Raw genomic sequence first — 16360 nt, forward strand, 5'->3', positions numbered from 1 at the left:
TATGTTGAAAAGAATACTGTTAGCAGCGTTGCTTGTTGCCGGTGCCTGCTTTAATGTTATCGCCCAATCCATCAAATACAAAAGCGTATCCAACCAGGACCTTACTTACGTTTTAAACAATCTGCAAAAGCGTTATGTGTATACAGATCATAAAACGCTGAGTATAGCGGTATATCTTGTAGCCGATCAGCAGAGTGATGCAGATGCTCCGGCCGATTGCAAAACGCCCGGTTCTATTTATATAGCGGTGTCAGAAGTTAAGCCTCAGCCTCAACAGTATGTTTATAAACTGAACCCAGTTTGTGATCCCAAGTTTGTTAATTGGATCAAATCAAAAAAGATGTACAAGATTGCTTTCAGCTATGGCGCAGCGGCTAAAAGGAAAACAGCTACTATTGGAATTACGTTGAAGAAGCTGATGGTAGAGTAAAACGTTGATGTTTAAAAATGGGTGTCATCCTGAGTGATTTAAATCCGGTGGCCTCTGAAGGTAAAATGACATCTGCGTCACGTCATTGCTGTAAGGAATGAAGCAACCCCCGACAGGCTGGTAACGGGCTTCATTAGTATTTGACTTACATCGTCGCGCTCCTGGCCGCGCGGGGCCAATTACGTTTTTCGCTATTGTTCATTTTTTAAGGTGCTCAAGAAGGCTCCGCCGTTTGTCTTGACACAAAAGTAACCAAAAAGGCTTGCAGCAGAGAGGCTTCTTTGCGCAAAAACTGGCCCCATAGCCATCGGCGTTGCCTTCACCCTGCAAAACGAACAGAACCACGGGCTGCAATTATTTTGCCCCGATTCGCACGCAATGCCTCCGCTTCTGCAAAAACTTGCCATGCCCCTGCAGCCGCACCGCCCAGCATCGTTCTGCTCGTTTTCACCCGAAGCTGATCTGCTGCGAAAAACCACATTTTTTATCTTGTCATGGGTAGCCCGTCGAAGCATAGTGGGTAGGGCCTCTGCGCTCAAGTCTTCGACAAGCTCAAACTGACAGGCTTCTTTTGTAGTCACATCTTCATGTCCGCCGGACTGTCAAACTTAGCATTAGTTTTATCAACTAATATCCATTATCCCAACAATTCTATCTCCGTCAAAAGTGAAAATTGAATGCCCTTTCAGATTTAACTCATCACCTTTCTTTAATCCATTTGGCAGGTCGGCGGCTAAAATTGCGTTATAGTCAATAGCTATTTCGGTTTTGTTGCCGGTGTGTTTAAAAGACCGAATAATTTGCTCGCGGCGTTCAAAAAGCTCAGTTGCCTGTTCGGCCTGGCTCCTGAATGCTGCTATACCATCAAGCTCCATATCCACATCACCGTTTGATATGTTTTGAAATTTAACGGATGGTGCGAGGTTTTTAAGCATGTCTTCAACATCAAAGTTGTTATAGGCCTTTACATAATTGCTGATGATAAGTTCGCGTTGCTGCATACGCTAAAGATAATGATTATGCCAGCGTTTAAACGATCTGTAAGGGATTATTTAATCATTCCCAAATTCGGCACATAAGCACCGCCTACCGGTAGCAAAAATCCATTTACTGTTACCTGATGGCGTTCTATCTTATCAATTTTATTTACAGCGGCAATAAACGACCGATGGATCCTGACAAACTTCTCAGCCGGCAGTAGCGCCTCAACTTCAGTGATGGTCATGCGGGTAAGCACTTTGCTATCCTTTAATATAAAATTTACATAATTACCTGTGGCTTCTAAATGATAAATGTCATCGAAGTTAACGCGCACCTGCTCATAGCCGGTTTTCAGGAATATGTAGTCCTTAACCTCGGCAGTGTTCCTAAAACTGTAAAGTTCATAAGCTTTGTTGCAGGCTTTTATGAACCGGGTAAGCGCAAAGGGTTTCAATAAATAGTCTACCGCGTCCAATTCAAAGCTGGTAACAGCGTGTTCGGTGTAGGCGGTGGTAAATATTACCAGCGGTTTTTTATTGAGACATGTTAACAGATCGATGCCCGAAATATCGGGCATCTTAATATCCAGGAACAGCAGATCCACAGGTTCGCGCTGCAGATAGTCCATTGCTTTAAAGGCATCGGTAAACTCGGCTTTGAGGTCAACAAAAGGCACTTTTGCAGCATGCGAGCGGATCACATCAAGTGCTATGGGTTCGTCATCAATGGCTATGGCAGTAATCAAAGCTTATTGCAATTGTATGGTTAAATGTATGAAAAAATCTTTCGCACTTTCGCGGATCACCAATTCGTGTTTGTTAGGGTATAAAAGTGCCAGTCGCTGTTTAACGTTCTCGAGGCCGATGCCATTGTTGTATTTTTCGGTGTCGTTAACTACTTTGGGGTGGATGCTGTTATGCACATCAAAGTAAAGTGTATTTTCCCTGGTTTGCAGGCTGATGTTGATGTGTGACGGTTCGCGCAGGCTGATGCCGTGTTTAAATGCGTTCTCAATAAAAGGGATCAGCAACATTGGAGCTATCTGCAGGGCGTTCATATGCTCTTCAATTTGCAGCACGATGCTGATGTCCGGCGAGGTTTGAGTGCGCAATTTTTGCAGGGCGATATAGTTATTAAGATAATCGATCTCGCGTACCAGCAGTATTTTTTCCTGCATGTTTTCTTGTAGCATAAAACGCATCATATCGCCCAGTCGTTGCACACCTTCGGCGGTACGTTCGGCATCTTCCTGTAAAGCTGTTCCGTAAAGTGTATTTAATGCGTTAAACAGGAAATGCGGGTTAATTTGTGAGCGAAGAAAATCCAGATCGGCAGTAGAGCGGCCCAGGGCAGTTTTTAGGTAGGTGATCTCCTGGTTACCCGCCAGTTTGCGTTTGTAAACTATCCAGGCAAAAGGGGCTGTAATCAGGATTTGTATCCCGCAATTAAAACCAAAAATAATGAATACGGGATCCTTTTGGTCAAAAATAAGTGCGGTTATAAAACCTATCGGAATTCCGATAATGATCATAATACCGGCAACTTTAAGCAGGTAATTAAAAATGCCGCGGTTTTTGGCAAGTGTTTGAGGTATTAAGCTATAAAATGATAAGGCATAAATACCAATGGCTGTTGGGCCTATAATAACGCAAGTAGTGATCAGCTCTATTGGGCCGTCAACAAGTGCCATTAAAAACACAATGATCATCAAAACAACGATAGCAATGATGCAATCATGAGTAAGCACCCGGTATTTTGCCTGGATCTTGTCGACATTTCCCAACAGGAACCTTGCCGAATATTTGATCATGCTGTAAAAAGTAAGCATCATCATTACCCATAGCGCATACAATACATTTGTTTTGAAAACGATGTTGTATACATAATCGGCTGATCTGTGGTAAAACAGGTATCCTTTTAACCAGGTATCGGTAATGCCAAACAATCCCCAGAGGATGATAAGCAATGCTAATCCTAAAATGATATTCCATACTACCTGCTTTTTCCCGGCAAGTGCGGGTATAATCACAAAGTTCCAGAGTAAAAAAGCTCCATAATAGCCGGTATACCTAAACACCTGTGGGAAGAAATAATATTTAGAGTAGGAGTAATGCAGGTGATAGTTATTAAACATATACCTGTATGGGGTCCATATTTCGTTGTCGGCACTGTTGGCTACTTTAGCCAATAGCAGCATAACAGCAAAAGCGTAAATGGTGCTTGCGGCCCAAAATTCAATTTTGCCAAGGTTAAGGTTTTTTTTCAGGAGATCGTTCATCGTATTTTGAATTATGCCCGCAAGGTATAATGCACAATACTACTGAATAAATAAATGGGATGAAACACAGTATCGGTGTGATGAAGGGCCCCCTAACCCCCTAAAGGGGGAACAAATAGCAGGTGAAAAGATGAAATCCTGCAAATCAAAAGCACCCCCTTTAGGGGGCGGGGGGGGCTTCCATGATATTTAGCAGCTCATTCAACTCCCTCACCTTTTCTGCCGAACCCAGATTTTCGTAGGCACTGATGAGGTTGCGAAGCACACGCTTAATAATATCAGTGTTGGAGCAGGGTTCGTAAAACTGCTTATCAAATTTAAGTTTAAGCTGTTTCAGGAACATATCCACATCGCGCCTGCCGAACAGGAAGCCTTTATTAAAGGCGTTGATATAAAACAGGATCCCGCTTTCAAACTCGCTTTGCATACTCTCGTCAAGATAGGCGAGGATAAAATGCTGGGGAAGATTTACGCCGTAAACAGGGATATCCAGCTTTTGTGCAATGATAGAGTAGATAATTGCCAATGAGATCTGGTTGCCTTTTTTAGTTTCCAATACCTGGCTCAGATAGCTGTTTTGCGGATCGAGGTGATTGGCTGTATTACCGCTAAAGCCGTAGATATTGTAAAACACATGGTTAATGAGCTTGATCTGCTCTTTTGGACTGGCCTCGTTCATCATCTGGATCCAGATATCTCGTTTAATAGCTTCTATCTGGTTAATTACCTTTTGCTCATCAAGGTCAGGATATTGGTATCGGTTAATGATGAGGATGCCCTGCAACAAGTCGAATGCGCCGCTTTGGTTCCAAAGTTTTAAATCGTTTTTAAGATTACTGAACTGAATTTCATGTACCAGGTTGGCAATGCGTTCTTGTTGAATAGGGTCAAAAGCCTGTTCAAAGGCCGACTCGAGATAAGTAATAGCCTCTGCTCCATATGAAAACAATTTGTTATACACATGCTCAAAGATCTCGCTGTCCGGATCATCCAGCAGGCGGATCAATGAATTTACTTCAGTTGGATTTATCATACGCTGTAATGCTAAAATACTAAACCTTTTCTATTTTTACAGCAATGTATAATATAAGGTATGGGCTTAATTACCTGCGGCACCGTTTTTTGGCCAACAACAGGCACGGCATACACTCTCCATTTGTTTACAAGCTGATTGATACGGTTATCTACGATTATCGAGGCCAAAAAGTGTACCGCGATATTAAAAAAATCGCCCAAAAACAACATTCTGACAAGGGTGTGATAAATACACTGCCGTTAAAATTTTACCATCTGCTTTATAGGTTTTGTGTTTACCTTAAGCCCCAAACGATATTGTTAGCTGATGCGGAGGATTACATCACCGAATTTGTTATTAAACAATCTAACCCCGAGGTTCAAAGTGTTTCATCAACAACATTAGGCATTCGCCAGGTTGACATGATACTGGCAGATGCCTTAAAACAAAGACCTGTTAGTTATCTTGAAAAGATTATTCCGTCTATCCATGATGACAGCGTTATAATATTTACAAACATCTATCGCAATGCATCCACCAGGCAATCATGGGAGCAGCTTAAACTAAACCAGCAGGTTAGGGTAACTATTGATCTCTTTTATATCGGCCTGGTATTTTTTAAGCCAGGAATGAGTAAAGAAGATTTTAGGGTGAGGTATTAACCGTTGGTTCGTTCATGGTTAATAGATCATAGTTCATGGCCGAAGTGTGGTTGTATTAAACCACTCAATCCATTTACGATAATTTGCTATGAACCATCAACTATGAACTTAAAGATCAAAACGACTGTCCCAATGCAATATAAAAACCGGTTAATCTTTTTTCGTTAGGAATCTTCTGGCCTACACCATAATCAACACGTACGGCAAGCCCTTTTTCCACATCGAAAAAGTAACGGATGCCGCCGCCATAGTTTGGTTTTAGTTCGGATGTGCTGAAGCTGCTTTTAAAAACTTCGCCCCCGCCAACAAAGCCGGCAAACCCAATGCGGTCGCTTAAGCGGTAGCGTAGTTCGGCCTGGCCGGCAATCATGTTACGGTCACGGAAACGGCCATTGTAATAACCGCGCATCAGTTCGTCGCTTCCCAGGCCGGGTAGTAAATAAAATGGCGAAGTACTGCCGGTAAGGCTTTGTTCCTGCACATCGAGGCCGAGTACCCATTTAGGTGCCAGCAAAAAAAACTGCGAGTATTCGATATTAAAGAATCCGCCTTTATAGTCATTATTGCCAAACATGCCGTGTATAGCCTGGAAATAGGCGTTTACGATGAGCCCTTTGGTGGTGTATGTATTATTGTTCCTGTTATCGAATGTGATGGTTGGTCCTATATAGGCGCTTGGACCACCGCCATGGTCTTCAACGCGAGGATCGGTATAAAATATACCTGTCTTATCATCGTCTCTGAATTTGTAATCCCAGGCACCGCCTGTTATGCCGGCATACAGGTTATTGGATATTTTTTTTTCGGCGGTAAAATTAACCTTGAACCGCTTTTGACCAATCCTGTCGGAATTGGTCTTTAATGTATTGTTGCCGATACCATAAAAGTTGAAAGGGAAATTGATGTAACTGATGCCGGCTGTAAGGTGATAGTTGTTTCCGGGTGTCCAGTAGCTGGTAGTAAGGCTTAAGCGGCTCTGGCCTTTGGTAGTAATGGAGGCATAGCCAAAAACATTGGATACCCTTGTATTGAGTTTTGAAGTATCGGTATAAAAAGAAAGGAGACCCGCACCGCCAACTTCAAGGCCGGTTTCCGGAGCGGAGCTTAATACAGGCAAAATAACAAAGCTGCTTTTGCGGGAAGTATCTTTATCAAAATACATTCGCTTTACAATGCGGGAGATTTGTGAAAAGGCACTGGTTGAAAAAGCGCAGACCAGTATTAAGGTAACAAGTTTCTTCATAGATGTTTGTCGGGGCTAATATAACCCATTTTGTTTTATAAGGTTCTGCGAACGGGCATTTTTAAAATTAGGATGACAATATGCTGAGGGGGGTAGGGGACAGGAAGCTAATTTTAGGCATGAAATGGTTATAAAAAGATAAAGGTTCATTTAAAATTCAATTTAACTAAAATGTCTACTTTTGCGGCTGAAATTTTATTGAAATATTATGAGCACTACAAGAGGACCTATTTCGCAGTTTATTGAAAGAAATTATCTGCACTTTAACGCCGCGGCATTAATGGATGCAGCTAAAGGCTATGAAACACACCTTGAAGAAGGCGGTAAAATGATGGTAACCTTGGCCGGTGCCATGAGTACAGCCGAGCTGGGTATTTCACTGGCCGAAATGATCCGCCAGGATAAAATTGCTATTATATCATGTACAGGTGCTAACCTTGAAGAGGATATCATGAACCTTGTGGCACACTCACACTACAAAAGGGTGCCTAACTACCGTGACCTGAGCCCCCAGGAAGAGTGGGACCTGCTCGAAAATCACTATAACCGTGTTACTGATACCTGTATTCCTGAAGAAGAAGCTTTCCGCCGTTTGCAAAAACACATTCATAAAATTTGGAAAGATGCTGATGACAGTGGCGAGCGCTATTTCCCACATGAATATATGTACAAAATATTGTTGAGCGGCGAGCTGGAGCAATACTATGAAATTGATCCTAAAAACTCATGGATGCTGGCTGCTGCCGAAAAGAACCTGCCTATCGTAGTACCAGGCTGGGAAGACTCAACCATGGGCAACATCTTTGCTTCATACGTAATTAAAGGTGAGCTTAAAGCTTCAACCATGAAAAGCGGTATCGAATACATGGCATGGCTGGCCGACTGGTATACTAAAAATTCATCTGGCAAAGGCATCGGCTTTTTCCAGATAGGTGGTGGTATAGCCGGCGACTTCCCGATATGTGTTGTGCCGATGCTTTACCAGGATATGGAAATGCATGACGTACCATTCTGGAGCTATTTCTGCCAGATCTCAGATTCAACTACTTCGTATGGTTCGTACTCGGGCGCAGTTCCAAACGAAAAAATAACCTGGGGCAAGCTTGACATCCACACACCTAAGTTTATTGTAGAGAGCGATGCTACGATTGTTGCACCACTTATTTTTGCCTGGTTATTAAAACAATAGATAAAATTTTATAATTAAAGTTGGATAATAATTATTCCCTAAAAATGTCAAATGACATTAATATGCATTTAGCAGCGTTTAAACGCAGCTTTTTGTCTATTTAGAACGATTATAAATTATAGGTTGGTGTCATTTATGTGTCACCGATAGTGTATAAAATTATACTTTTGTGCCTGTAATTATCCGATGAAACATACATCTTACAACAGTTTCAATCATTAATATAAAAATTATTTAGCATAAATACACTGTATGAGAAGTTTCTCATTGATTCTTAAACAATTCTCAAGGTCGGTTTTACTGATTGCCGGGTTTGCTTTTTGGAGTTTATCAACTGCGTACGCGCAAACTGACGCTGCTAAAGGCGAGGCCATTTTCAAATCAAAATGTACTACCTGTCACAAAATCGACACCCGTTTAATTGGTCCGGCATTAGGCCCGCAGCTTACTCAAGAAACCGACGATAAATATCTTATCCAGTGGATTCAGAATAACCAGGCGCTGATTGCTGCTAAAAACCCTAAGGCACTCAAAATTTATAATGAGTATAACCAGTCGGGCATGACCGTATTTGCTGACCTTAGCGATGCTGATGTAGGTAATATTATAACCTACGTTCGTGCTACCTGGAAAGACATGCAGGCTAAACCTGCAGGCGGTGCTACCGCTGCTCCGGGTGCGAAAGTTGAAAGCGGCCCGAGCGATATGGTTGTTTACGGTTTGATCGGTATCATTGTTATCGCTTTCATCGTTATCCTGGTACTAAACAGGGTAGTAGGTTCTTTAGAGCGCATTTTGCTTAAAAACAAAGATCTTATTATTGAGGACGAGGTTCTTACTCCGGAAGGTGCTGTAGCGGTTGATGCTAAAAAGGAATTTATCACTAAGATCCTTAAAAACAAAAAACTGGTATTCTTTATATTGGTTGCCGGTACTGTTGCAATGTGCAGCTGGGGTTGGGTTACTTTATGGAACACCAACGTTCACCAGGGTTACCAGCCGGTGCAACCTATTAAATATTCGCACGAGTTACACGCCGGTATCATGAAAATTGATTGCCAGTACTGTCACTCAGGTGCATACAAGTCAAAAAATGCTTCTATCCCTTCATTAAACGTGTGTATGAACTGCCACAAGGTTGTTAAAACCGAATCGGAAGAGATTCACAAGATTTATGATGCTTTGGGTTACGATCCAAAAACACAGAAGTATGACAGCACCGCGGCTAAACCAATTCAGTGGGTACGTATCCACAACCTGCCCGACCTGGCTTACTTTAACCACTCACAACACGTAAAAGTTGGCGGTATTAAATGTCAGCAGTGCCACGGCCCGGTACAGGAAATGAAAGAGGTTTACCAATACTCTCCGCTTACCATGAAATGGTGTATCCAATGCCACAAACGTACCGAAGTTAACGGTAAAGGCAATGCTTACTATGACAGCATCCTGGCTGCACACGATAAGATCAAGAAAGGTGAGAAAGTTACAGCCGCCGTATTGGGTGGTATCGAGTGCGGTAAGTGTCACTATTAATAAAAAGAATTTAGCATTACAGTTTATACAGCTTAAATGGACAGCAATAAAAAATACTGGAAAGGTTTAGAAGAACTAAACAGAACACCAGAATTTGTTGAGAAAAATAAGAACGAATTTGCAGAGCCAATTCCTATCGAGGAAGTGCTTAGCGGATCTGGTTTATCAGCTAAAACTCCACGCCGCGACTTTTTAAAAGCGCTTGGTTTTGGTGTTGGTGCGGTTACATTGGCAGCTTGTCAGAAAGTGCCGGTGCATAAATCAATTCCGTACCTGATCAAACCTGAAGAGGTTACCCCGGGTGTTGCTAACTATTACTCTTCAAGCTATGAAGGTCAGGCTATTTTGGTTAAAACCCGAGAAGGTCGTCCTATCAAAGTAGAAGGTAACCCTAACGATGTGTTTTCAAAAGGTGGTTTAAGCGCGCAGGCCCAGGCTTCGGTACTTGACCTGTATGATGTTAACCGTTTAAAAGACCCTAAGTTAAAAGGTGTAGAAGCAGGTTGGGCCGAGGTTGATGCTTATGTAATGAAAGAGCTTGCAGCTGTTGCTGCATCAGGCAAAGGTATCCGTTTGGTTACTTCAACTGTATACAGCCCTTCAACCTTAGCAGTTATTGCCGAGTTCATCGCTAAATACCCTACTACAAAACATATCAATTATGATGCGGTTTCCTACACCGGCATCATTCAGGCTAATCAAAACAGTTTTGGTAAAGCAGTATTGCCTCACTACAACTTTGATAAAGCCGATGTAATTGTAAGCTTTGGTGCTGATTTCTTAGGTACATGGATCTCTGGCGAAGAATTTACCCGCCAGTACGTTTCAAACCGTAACAGCAAATCGCTGGCCAACAAAAAAATGTCTCGTCACATTCAGTTTGAAACTGGTATGAGCATGACCGGTACTAACGCCGATGCCCGTATCACTACCAAACCATCTGAAATTGGCGTTGCATTAATAAACCTTTACAATGCAATCTCTGGTACTACTTTACCTGGTTCAAAAGCAACCGGCAACAAAAAGGTTGATACCGCTATCCAGTTAGCCGCTAAAGAATTAGTAGCAGCTAAAGGAAAAGCATTGGTTGTTTCAGGTTCAAACGATGTTGCTACACAAGTATTGGTAAACGCTATCAACTCATTGTTAGGTAGCTACGGTACTACTATCGATTTGGATAACCCATCAAAACAATACGCTGGTAACGATGCTGCATTTGTTGAGTTTGTAAGCGAAGTAAAACGTGGTGATGTTGGTGCAGTATTATTTTTGAATGCTAACCCTGCTTACGATTACTACAAAAATGATGAGTTTAAAGCAGCGTTGAAAAACGTTCGTTTAACAGTATCATTTGCTGATCATGACGACGAGACAGCTTTATTAGCTACCGTTAACGCTCCAAACCACCATTATTTAGAGACATGGGGCGATGCTAACGCTGTTGAAGGTTACTACACAGTAGTTCAGCCAACAATTAACCCGGTTTACAACACCCGCCAGGCCGAGCACAGCTTACTGGTTTGGATGGAAAACCCAATAAAAGATTATTACACTTACGTACGCAAAACCTGGGATTCGGGCTTGTTAGCAAAAGGCGGCTTATCTGGTCAAAAAGGATGGGAAACCTTGTTGCAAACAGGTATGATTATAGCTGCTCCGGCAACCGCAGGCGCTTACAGCTTTAGCCTTGACCTTGCCGGTGTAACCCAAAAAATATTAACCCAAAGCAAAGCTGTTGCCGCTGATGGTGACAAATTTGAATTACAGCTTTATGTAAGCCAGGCTATAGGTGATGGTAAACGTGCCAACAACCCATGGTTGCAGGAACTTCCTGATCCGGTTTCAAAAGTTACCTGGGATAACTTTGCTGCCATGTCAATTTCTGATATGAAGAAATTGAAACTGGAAGAAGGTGATGTGATCAAAATCGAAGCTAACGGTTACTCAGTTGAGTTACCGGTATTAGCCCAGCCTGGTCAAACTCAGGGAACTTTATCTGTTGCTGTAGGCTATGGCCGTACAAATGCTGGCCCGGTTGGTAACAACGTTGGTAAAAATGCTTTCCCGTTCTTTAGCTTAAGTAATGGTACTTTCCAAACAGCTGCTGTAGCGTCATTCAAATCGGCCGGTTACAAATCGCCGCTTGCACAAACACAAACCCACCACTCGTACGAGGGCAGGAGCGTGATCCGCGAAGCTACTTTTGTTGAATACAAAAAGAACCCTGCTGCGGGAAGCGGTAATGAGCACGGTCGTAAAGATTACAACGCCGAATCGCTTTGGGATAACCATGATCGCCCTGTTTATGACTGGGTAATGGCTATCGACCTTAACGCTTGTACCGGTTGCGGTGCCTGTGTGGTTGCATGTTCTGCAGAAAATAACATCCCGGTTGTAGGTAAAGATGAGGTTTCACGTCGTCGTGAAATGCACTGGATCCGTATCGACCGCTACTATAGCTACAATGACCATGGCAACAGCGAAGAAGCAGTTACCAAAGAAAAGGAAATTGATAAGCTTGAGAACTTTGACAATGTATCGGTTGTTCACCAGCCAATGCTTTGTCAGCACTGTGACCATGCACCTTGTGAAACTGTGTGCCCGGTATTAGCTACCGTTCACTCGTCAGAAGGTTTAAACCACATGGCTTACAACCGTTGCGTAGGTACACGTTATTGCGCTAACAACTGTCCATTCAAAGTACGTCGCTTTAACTGGTTCAACTACTGGAACGATGCACGTTTTGATAACTACCTGCAAGGTGAGCATACACAATTAGTACTTAACCCGGATGTGGTTACACGTTTCCGTGGTGTTATGGAAAAATGCTCAATGTGTATCCAACGTATCCAGGCTGGTAAACTGAAAGCTAAAATTGAAAAACGCCCGCTTAAAGATGGCGAAATCAAAATGGCTTGTCAGCAAACATGTTCTGCCAACGCTATCGTATTCGGTAACAGGAATGATCCTAACTCTGAAGTTTCAAAAGCACTTGCAAGCGAAAGAACTTACTACGTGCTTGAAGAACTTAACGTACAACCAGGTATTGGTTACCAGACAAAAGTTAGAAATATAATAGAAACTGAAGCTCAGGCATAAATTTTTATATACAGAGATTAAGATATATGGCATCTCATAGTGAATCAATAATAAGGGAACCGTTAATTACGGGTAAGGACATCACGTATGCAAAAATTACGAATGATGTATTACGCCCTGTAGAAAATATGCCGGGTAAAGCCTGGTGGATCGGCTTTAGTGTAGCCTCGCTTGGCGCCTCGCTTTGGGTTTTCGCAATCAGCTGGACCTTCTGGTTCGGTTTGGGCGAATGGGGCCTGAACAAAACAGTAGGATGGGCCTGGGACATTACCGGTTTCGTATGGTGGGTAGGTATCGGTCACGCCGGTACGCTTATCTCGGCGGTATTGTTACTGTTCCGTCAAAACTGGCGTAACTCTATCAACCGCTCGGCCGAAGCGATGACAATCTTCGCGGTAATTTGTGCGGCTACTTATATCGCCGCTCACATGGGCCGTCCGTGGATGGCTGTCTATTCATTACCGTTGCCAAACCAATACGGCTCGTTATGGGTAAACTGGAACTCACCGCTTATCTGGGACGTATTTGCGATCTCAACATACTTCTCGGTTTCATTGGTATTCTGGTACACAGGTTTATTGCCTGATATCGCTACCATCCGTGACCGTGCACAAGGTATCCGCCGCCGTATCTACTCGGTATTGTCATTCGGCTGGACAGGTTCAGTTAAAACCTGGCAACGTTTTGAAACAGTATCATTGATCCTGGCAGGTGTTTCAACCCCACTGGTACTTTCGGTACACACCATCGTATCAATGGACTTTGCAACTTCATTGGAACCGGGATGGCACACTACCATCTTCCCTCCATACTTCGTTGCAGGTGCGATCTTCTCGGGTTTCGCCATGGTACAAACCCTATTGCTTATTGCACGTAAGGTTTTAGGCCTCGAAAACTACATCACCATGTTCCACATCGAATCGATGAACAAAATCATCATGTTAACAGGTTCGATAGTAGGTGTGGCTTACTTAACAGAGTTGTTCATCGCTTTCTACTCTCAAAACGAGTATGAGCAATATGCTTTCGCAAACCGTATCGCCGGTCCGTACTGGTGGGCTTACTGGAGCATGATGACCTGTAACGTAATTACCCCTCAGCTGTTCTGGTTCAAAAAGATCCGTACCAATATTCCATTGTCATGGGTATTATCAATCGTGGTTAACATCGGTATGTGGTTTGAGCGTTTCGTAATTATCGTTACCTCACTGCACCGCGACTTTATACCATCAAGCTGGGCTATGTTCTATCCAACCTGGGTTGACGTGAGCGTGTTCATCGGTTCAATCGGCGTATTCTTTACCATGTTCCTGTTGTTCATCAGGGTATTACCTTCTGTGGCTATGGCCGAGGTGAAATTACTGTTGAAAAGCTCAAGTGAGCAGGCTAAGAAGAAACTTATGGACGAAGGCCATGTTGTACCGGCCGAAGCAGAATTTTACATCGCTTCGCTGGAGAAATTTGATAGTGTTGAACAGTCTGAATACTTAAAAGCATAATACTAATGAGTAGCACTAAATATATATTAGGCGTTTTTGATGATCCCGATGAAATGATGCACGGGATTGATAAGCTGCAAAAGAACAGCGTACCTATTTATGACGTTTATACGCCTATGCCTATCCACGGTATTGAGGCTAAATTGAACATTAAGGATTCGCGTTTAGGTTATGCAGCATTTATGTTCGGTTGTTTGGGCGGTACCATTATGTTCAGCATGGTTTATTATATGCTTGTTCATGATTGGCCTATCAATATCGGTGGTAAAAACTTCTTTGCTATCCCGGATTTTATCCCGGTTACATTTGAGTGGACGGTATTATGGACTTCATTTGGTATGACCTTTACTTTCTTCTTCGCAAGTCACCTTTTCCCGGGCCGTGCGCCAAGGGTAATGGACCTGCGTGCAACTGATGATAAGTTTGTAATAGCGATCAATGCTAAAGGAAACATTTCTCACGATGATATAACTAATTTACTAAAGGAAGCGGGCGCTACAGAAGTTAAGCATAACGACAGAAAATATGTTAGCTATGAATAAAATTAAAATATTAGGAACAATTGTTACTATTATCGCTGCTTCGATAATTTTTACATCGTGCAAGGATAAAAGGAGTACCGGCTGGGAGTATGCACCTAATATGTACGAGCATTTGGCATACGATCCGGATCAGAAAAATAATAATTTTAAAGATGGTAAAACCGCTCAGTTACCACCTGCCGGAACTATCCCGGTTGGCTTTACCAAATTTGATTATCCAAATACCAAAGAAGGTTATGAATTAGCCAGTGTTGAGGTTAAATCTGTACTGGCACAAACTCAGGCTAATTACGCCGAAGGTAAGATTTTGTTTGAGCACTTTTGCTCACCTTGCCATGGTGTTAACGGTCAGGGTGACGGTTTAGTGGTACAGCACGGTTATCCGGCTCCTCCATCATATTCAAAAGGCCAGTCATCACGCGGTGGTAACATGAAAGACCTTACAGACGGTAAAATTTATCATACCATTACTTACGGTGTAAATGCTATGGGTTCATACGCTTCTCAGCTTGCTCCCGAAGAACGCTGGAAAGTGATCATGTATGTTCACCATTTACAAACCTTATAAGAAAAAGATATTAATGAAGACTCATAATAATTTTGACGGGCAATACGAATTTGTCGGCAAAGCCAAAACATGGAGCTTAATATGCATCGTGATTGGTTTGGTTGCCATACTTGGTGGCTTTGCGCTTGGCTACGCTGAGCGTACCTTTGCCAACCTGTTGCTAATGACCTATTACTTTGCAGCGGTTTGTATGTGCGGTATTTTCTTTTGCGCCGTGCAATATGCAGCACAAGCTGGTTGGTCTGCATCAATGATCAGGATTCCACAAGCTTTTGGTAAAGTTTTGCCGATAGCAGCAATTACTCTTATTGTGGTAGTTATCGCAGGGTTTTCATTAACACATACAGTAACCAACGAAGAAGGTAAGCAGGTTGTAGCTCCTTACTTGTACAAAATTTGGGCTGCTGCCGGTGTTACTGATCCTCATAACGAAAATTACAACGCCATTATAGCTGGCAAAGCTGGTTACATGAATAAAGTTGGATTTATAATCCGTTTAATTTGCTTCCTTGGTTCATATTGCATATTTGGTCGTTTATTGGCTAAATATTCAGAAGCGGAAGATGATTTGGGCGGCATGTTCTACTACAAAAAGAGCTTTAACATGTCATGCTTATTCCTGGTGATCTTTGGTTTTACTACACCAATATACGCTTTCGATACCATCATGTCATTAGAAGCAGAATGGTTCTCAACTATGTTTGGTTGGTATAACTTTGCAGCAATGTGGGTTAGCGGTTTATCTGTTATTACACTTACATTAATCAGGTTAAAACGTATTGGTTACTTTGAATGGGTTTCAGAAGATCATATGCATAGCTTAACCAAGTTTATCTTCGGTTTCTCTATCTTCTGGACTTACGTATGGTTTGCTCAGTTCTTGTTGATTTACTATGCTAACATGCCTGAGGAAACAGTTTACTTCTTTAAACGCTGGGAGCCTGAGTTTAAACCTTGGTTCTGGATCAACATCGTAGTAAATTTCCTTACTCCGTTATTAGTGTTGATGTCACGTGACTCTAAACGTATCTATCGTACTGTTGAGATTATGTGTATTATCCTGATTGTTGGTCACTGGTTAGATTACTTTATGATGATCATGCCTGGTACAGTTGGCCCAACTTCATCATGGTTAACTGAGATTGGCCCGATTGAGATAGGCGTGTTCTTAGGTTTCGGAGGTTTATTTACCTTCACTGCGATGACAGCTTTAACCAAGTTCAAATCGTTGGTTCCTAAAAAACACCCGTTCTTACAGGAAAGCCTTCATCATCACATATAATAATTATTACATTTGCACCATATACAGAATACCAAA

14 protein-coding genes are annotated in these 16360 nt (G+C 42.4%); 9 read left to right on the forward strand and 5 right to left on the reverse strand.

The window, feature by feature from the left end; genetic code table 11:
* Position 1 precedes the first annotated feature (1 nt).
* The gene (locus J3L18_RS29485) at positions 2–430 is read left to right on the forward strand and encodes a hypothetical protein (RefSeq protein ID WP_129571508.1); all 429 of its coding nucleotides are present in this window, start codon (positions 2–4) and stop codon (positions 428–430) included.
* 623 nt (positions 431–1053) lie between these two features.
* Here J3L18_RS29485 and J3L18_RS29490 read toward each other — a convergent pair.
* The 4 genes from J3L18_RS29490 to J3L18_RS29505 form a co-directional block, all read right to left on the reverse strand.
* Positions 1054–1431 (reverse strand): nuclear transport factor 2 family protein, encoded by a 378-nt coding sequence (locus tag J3L18_RS29490; protein ID WP_129571509.1) that lies wholly within the window; start codon positions 1429–1431, stop codon positions 1054–1056.
* A 47-nt stretch (positions 1432–1478) separates the two neighbouring features.
* On the reverse strand, positions 1479–2156 hold the full coding sequence (locus J3L18_RS29495; RefSeq protein ID WP_223266289.1) for a LytR/AlgR family response regulator transcription factor: 678 nt from the start codon (positions 2154–2156) through the stop codon (positions 1479–1481).
* Between the two features lie 3 nt (positions 2157–2159).
* Positions 2160–3689: a sensor histidine kinase gene (locus J3L18_RS29500; RefSeq protein WP_208102364.1), complete on the reverse strand. Its 1530-nt coding sequence runs from the start codon at positions 3687–3689 to the stop codon at positions 2160–2162.
* A 160-nt stretch (positions 3690–3849) separates the two neighbouring features.
* Entirely contained in the window at positions 3850–4722 is an 873-nt protein-coding gene (locus tag J3L18_RS29505) for a transglutaminase family protein (RefSeq protein WP_129571510.1), read from the reverse strand.
* A 44-nt stretch (positions 4723–4766) separates the two neighbouring features.
* Here J3L18_RS29505 and J3L18_RS29510 point away from each other — a divergent pair, with 44 nt between their 5' ends.
* Complete coding sequence (locus J3L18_RS29510) at positions 4767–5366, forward strand: hypothetical protein (RefSeq protein ID WP_129571511.1); 600 nt, start codon at positions 4767–4769, stop codon at positions 5364–5366.
* Between the two features lie 115 nt (positions 5367–5481).
* Here J3L18_RS29510 and J3L18_RS29515 read toward each other — a convergent pair whose 3' ends face one another.
* Entirely contained in the window at positions 5482–6609 is a 1128-nt protein-coding gene (locus J3L18_RS29515; RefSeq protein ID WP_129571512.1) for a BamA/TamA family outer membrane protein, read from the reverse strand.
* Positions 6610–6817: 208 nt separating this feature from the next.
* On the opposite strand from J3L18_RS29515, the gene J3L18_RS29520 reads away from it, so the two are divergent.
* The 7 genes from J3L18_RS29520 to J3L18_RS29550 all read left to right on the forward strand — a co-directional run bounded on the left by J3L18_RS29520 (position 6818) and on the right by J3L18_RS29550 (position 16324).
* A complete protein-coding gene (locus tag J3L18_RS29520) occupies positions 6818–7798 on the forward strand; it encodes a deoxyhypusine synthase family protein (RefSeq protein ID WP_090530168.1) in 981 nt (326 codons plus the stop codon).
* A 252-nt stretch (positions 7799–8050) separates the two neighbouring features.
* On the forward strand, positions 8051–9334 hold the full coding sequence (locus J3L18_RS29525) for a c-type cytochrome (RefSeq protein ID WP_129571513.1): 1284 nt from the start codon (positions 8051–8053) through the stop codon (positions 9332–9334).
* Between the two features lie 36 nt (positions 9335–9370).
* Positions 9371–12433: a TAT-variant-translocated molybdopterin oxidoreductase gene (locus J3L18_RS29530; protein ID WP_090530163.1), complete on the forward strand. Its 3063-nt coding sequence runs from the start codon at positions 9371–9373 to the stop codon at positions 12431–12433.
* A 26-nt stretch (positions 12434–12459) separates the two neighbouring features.
* A complete protein-coding gene (nrfD, locus tag J3L18_RS29535) occupies positions 12460–13932 on the forward strand; it encodes an NrfD/PsrC family molybdoenzyme membrane anchor subunit (protein WP_091165019.1) in 1473 nt (490 codons plus the stop codon).
* Between the two features lie 5 nt (positions 13933–13937).
* Positions 13938–14474 carry a DUF3341 domain-containing protein gene (locus J3L18_RS29540; protein ID WP_090530157.1) on the forward strand — a complete coding sequence of 179 codons (537 nt, stop codon included), beginning with the start codon at positions 13938–13940 and terminating at the stop codon, positions 14472–14474.
* Positions 14458–15042 carry a c-type cytochrome gene (locus tag J3L18_RS29545; protein ID WP_091165023.1) on the forward strand — a complete coding sequence of 195 codons (585 nt, stop codon included), beginning with the start codon at positions 14458–14460 and terminating at the stop codon, positions 15040–15042. The genes J3L18_RS29540 and J3L18_RS29545 overlap by 17 nt, the downstream gene beginning before the upstream one ends.
* Before the next feature lie 13 nt (positions 15043–15055).
* Positions 15056–16324: a quinol:cytochrome C oxidoreductase gene (locus J3L18_RS29550; protein WP_090530151.1), complete on the forward strand. Its 1269-nt coding sequence runs from the start codon at positions 15056–15058 to the stop codon at positions 16322–16324.
* Positions 16325–16360 lie beyond the last annotated feature (36 nt).

The organism is Mucilaginibacter gossypii, from assembly GCF_017569325.2.
Lineage (GTDB): Bacteria > Bacteroidota > Bacteroidia > Sphingobacteriales > Sphingobacteriaceae > Mucilaginibacter > Mucilaginibacter gossypii.